Annotated in this window: 2 protein-coding genes and 4 tRNA genes; all 6 read right to left on the bottom strand. The window is 57.2% G+C overall.

Going from position 1 to position 4,227, the window contains the following annotated elements:
• Positions 1-263: 263 nt before the first annotated feature.
• Positions 264-339: transfer RNA gene (locus PMW67_RS09555), tRNA-Gly, on the bottom strand.
• A gap of 42 nt (positions 340-381) precedes the next feature.
• A tRNA-Cys gene (locus PMW67_RS09550) sits at positions 382-455 on the bottom strand.
• Positions 456-490: 35 nt separating this feature from the next.
• A tRNA-Gly gene (locus PMW67_RS09545) sits at positions 491-566 on the bottom strand.
• 107 nt (positions 567-673) lie between these two features.
• Positions 674-1,420 (bottom strand): anti-sigma factor antagonist, encoded by a 747-nt coding sequence (locus tag PMW67_RS09540; RefSeq protein WP_118094501.1) that lies wholly within the window; start codon positions 1,418-1,420, stop codon positions 674-676.
• 78 nt (positions 1,421-1,498) lie between these two features.
• Positions 1,499-3,844, bottom strand: coding sequence for a SpoIIE family protein phosphatase (locus PMW67_RS09535; RefSeq protein WP_271739683.1), 2,346 nt, complete (start codon positions 3,842-3,844; stop codon positions 1,499-1,501).
• 59 nt (positions 3,845-3,903) lie between these two features.
• Positions 3,904-3,993, bottom strand: a tRNA-Leu gene (locus tag PMW67_RS09530).
• Positions 3,994-4,227: the final 234 nt, after the last annotated feature.

The raw sequence follows: 4,227 nt of genomic DNA, 5'->3' as shown, positions 1-4,227 counted from the left end.
GCGTCGATGACATGCCGGGGGCGGACCGGGACGGGTTAACGGCAGGCCCCGCCGACCGATTGCAAGCGGTCGGCGGGCCATTGTGGCTCTTGACAGCGGATTGGGTCATATGAGCGAGCGGGCTCCGGGTGCCCCAGGTTGCCGCGAAAGAGGAGGGAAGCGTACTTTATGTACGCGACCGACGATTGAGGGGCAAGATGGGGTGCCCGGGGCCCGCGCAGCGTCAACAAAAAACGCGGTTCGTTAGAACCGCGTAAGATAGTTGGAGCGGACAACGGGGCTCGAACCCGCGACCCCAACCTTGGCAAGGTTGTGCTCTACCAACTGAGCCATGTCCGCATATGTAAAACAAAACGGGCGCCGGAGCGCCCGGATGTTGCCTGGAGGCGAAGCCCGGATTCGAACCGGGGGTAAAGGCTTTGCAGGCCTCTGCCTTACCACTTGGCCACTTCGCCGAAAAAGGACCGCTTGAGACGGTCCGGAAATGCAATGGAGCGGACAACGGGGCTCGAACCCGCGACCCCAACCTTGGCAAGGTTGTGCTCTACCAACTGAGCCATGTCCGCTTGCGGGTTATTAATTTACGCGAGTTGCCCAAAAGACGCAAGTACTTTTTTTTCAAAAAAGTTGTTCGCCACATGCTCTTGGCAGATATACATGCCAAAACGATTTACTAGGCGCACGATTCCAATGTTCCGCTAAACAGCTTTACCATCCGAACGCGCGTACCGGCACCATCAGTACGACGGGCAACCTCCACGTTGTCGACTAACATGCGCATGAGCTTGATCCCACGCCCGCGCTCCTCAGTCGTAACCGGTTCACTCGACCCGTCAATCGAATACCCCGCCCCACGGTCGACAACCTCAATCACGACACGATCGCCATAGGCCTGAACCGTCAGGATGCATCCGATACCGCCCGCATGGTCATACGCGTTGCCCAGCGCCTCGCCCGATGCCAACGCGACGTCATAGCGCTCATCCCGCCTCAGGGGAAGCGGTTCGAGTAGCTCGGCAATACGATGACGATAGTATGGAAGGTTCTCGATACCCTGGCGCACCTCGACACTCTTGCTCCAGCGAGGCAATTCCCCCACCGGAATGGCAGGAATCGACTCCCGAGCGAAGCCCGCAACATGGAGGATGTCGACAAGTCGGGCAATCTCCAAAAAGCGGATGACCTCATCGGAGGCGTTAACGAGCGAAAGCAGGCCCTCTCGCCTCATGAGTTCTCTGGCACGTGTAAGCAAAAACGCCAAACCCGTCGAGTCGATAAAGCCCACGGCCTGGCAATTGATGACAACGCGACGAACGCCCCGGTCGATCAAATTGTCCAACCGTCGGCGCAGCACGGGCACCGAGGCGATGTCGACATCACCCGGTGGCGTCAAAACCGCTATGTCATTCCACTCATTCATACGACCATGGTTCCCCAAAAAAGCCCACTCGATGCATTCGTTTCCCCAACCGTGCGGATTCAACCCGCCCAGCGTCGTCTATGAACGACCCTGTAAAAACTCAAGGGACACCAATGCAATGTCATCGTCCAGCGCCGAATCGGTAAATCGGTCAAGCTCGCCCAAGACCTTGCCGCAAATGCCCGATACGCCCTCACCCGAGACAGAGAGCAGAAGGTCGCGAAGGCGCTGTTCGCCAAAGAAAGCACCCGAGCGATCACGTGCTTCAATCGTTCCGTCGGTATACATAAATAGCATGTCACCAGGAGCGAACGTAAAGGCGCCCGTCTCGTAGACCATGCTCTCAAAGGCACCGATCACGCCCGATTGGCACCCAAGGAGCTCCACTTCTCCCCCTCGGGTTTCTCCGCCGCCAAGCGGCTTCGACGACGGTCTGATGACCATAGTGGGAGGATGTCCCGCAGAGCAATAGGTAGCGCGCCCGGCTTTAAGGTCAATCTTAGCGATAAAGGCCGTCACGAACGTCTCGACCCTCGAAAAGCCCATGAGCATGCTATTGAGCGAGCGGGCCATGCGGGCAGGCCCCGCACCCTCCCAGGCATAGGCCGTCAGCGCCGTCTTGACGAGTGCAGACATGGATGCCGCCTCGATGCCCTTGCCGGACACATCGCCCAGGATCATGACGGCGCAATCGTCGGGAAGACGGATGAGCGTATAGAAGTCACCACCGACCAATGCAGAGTTCGTGGCTGACAGGTATACCGAATCAGTCGCGATACCCGGAACGTCACCAAGCGAATTTCTCATGCCAATCTGAAGCGTCTGAGCAATATAACGTTCTTCGCGCTTTTGAGACTCGCCCTCATAAATCAACTCAAAGTCATGCGCCAAATGCACCATGTAGTCGTATTCGAGGTCATCAATGGGCTCCTGGCTGCCATCGCGGAGCAGCAAAGCACGCCTCGTCGGCCCCTTGGCGATATCAGCAGGAACGATCGCATCGTTGCTTCGCTTGCCATCCGATTCCGAGTGGTAGCGCCCTGCTTCGATGCCGGAGTCGACATAAAGTCCCTGGCACGGTAGGCCGTGGGCCCTCAACCATGCACCCATAGACGTGGATTCGTCCACACGTGTAAGGCGCACGTACCTGAGATCGTCGGCACTCGTCCCGCCCAGCACCGATGTCTCGAACCCATCAGAAGATGTCCCCAGGCGCGCCGCCGGCGTCGTGACGGAAAAGAAGAGTGACTCTGGATCGCCCGGCAACGCCACACGGCTACCGCCCTCAAAATCGATAACATAGGCTTCGAGGCCCGCATCGTACTCAACGGGGCAAAAATGGCAATTGAGCACGGCACAGATTTCGGACGAGACGGCGTGCGAAGCAGCGACCGGATCATCAAGATAGGTAAAAAGCTCATCGCGCAGCACGTTGAGCGAACGACCAAGTTCTGCCGTGCGGCGCGAACGTAAGCTCGACGCCATGCCGACCATCTGAATAGACAGGTAATCGCAGATGACCTCGAGCACGTTAAGGTCATAGGCAAGTGGCGCCTGTGGACGTTTCCAACCGACCTCCAACACACCGAGCACCTGCGTGCCGTAAAACACGGGAAGACAGATCTCGCTGCGATACGGGGGCATATCCTGCACGCGCAGCAAGTGCTTGGAACGATTGTCCAAATCCATGAACATACCCGAAGCAACCCGGTCGCCCTCAAGGTCCTGCTGAATCGACAGGCGGCAGGCGCGCGACTCGCGAAGAACATACGTCGGAATGCCAGCGCCATACGGCAAAAACTCGGGCAGGTAGCTGTCATGCAGCTCCTTGGAAACACCGCGAAGCTTAAAGCCGCCGCTCTCAGAAAAATAAATCGCAGCTCCAGAGGCATCGAGCGTTCCGACGAGCTGATTCAAAACGGTATCGAGCAAGCTGGGGAGCTCATCGGAGCCCACGGTACTCATAATGACCGAAAGGGTACCCGAAAGGCGTTTATTCGCCACCCTAAGCTCCGATAGCGCACGTTTGAGCTGACGATCGTGGGAATACTGCTCTTCGATGCTGTGAAACGCCACCAGGACGCGCGGCGCGCGGCGTCCAAAGATACGCGGAGGCGTAACGGAACCTGCGCGAACCAAGACGGGAATAAAGGACCCGTCGCTCAGCTTGAGCATCAGCTCGCTCTCGCAGCCATCGGTCTCAAACGGCAGACGATGTTCGGTCGCGCGCTCAAAGGCAGACGAGTACAGAACGTCCTTGACATCACCGTTGATGACGTCAGCGCGCTCCTCGCACATCAGATCGAGCAAACGATTATTCACATGCAGGATGGTTCCATCGAGCTCACAAATGATGACAGCATCGCTCGTGATCTCGACCAGTTGGGCAACGTCTGCCCACTCGTTGCGCTCAAGCGTTTCCATCGTGGACCTCACCGTCTATCGGTAACAAAAAAGCCTCCGAAGAGGCTTCTCAAATGCGATGGTGTCGGAGGCGGGACTTGAACCCGCATGACCAAAAAGCGGTCACTAGCACCTCAAGCTAGCGCGTCTGCCAATTCCGCCACTCCGACATGCTATGTTGTTGATTCGCAGTTCGTTTTGTTGGACCCGCGCGTTCAACGAGGAAGATAATAACCTATGATTCGAGAACTGTGCAAGCACTTTTTTGAAAAAAGTTTACGAATTTGTAAATGCGCTGGTAGATCTGTATGTCCGGGTCGGAATGGGGGCAGCTTCCCAGCGCATTCCGCAGGGGGCGGTACATTTTGTAGCGCGAAGCGCGGATAAAAATGTACCGCATGCCC

The organism is Collinsella aerofaciens (assembly GCF_028209395.1).
In the GTDB taxonomy this organism is placed as follows: Bacteria; Actinomycetota; Coriobacteriia; order Coriobacteriales; family Coriobacteriaceae; genus Collinsella; species Collinsella aerofaciens_AZ.
This window is presented reverse-complemented; position numbering and strand designations above follow the sequence as displayed.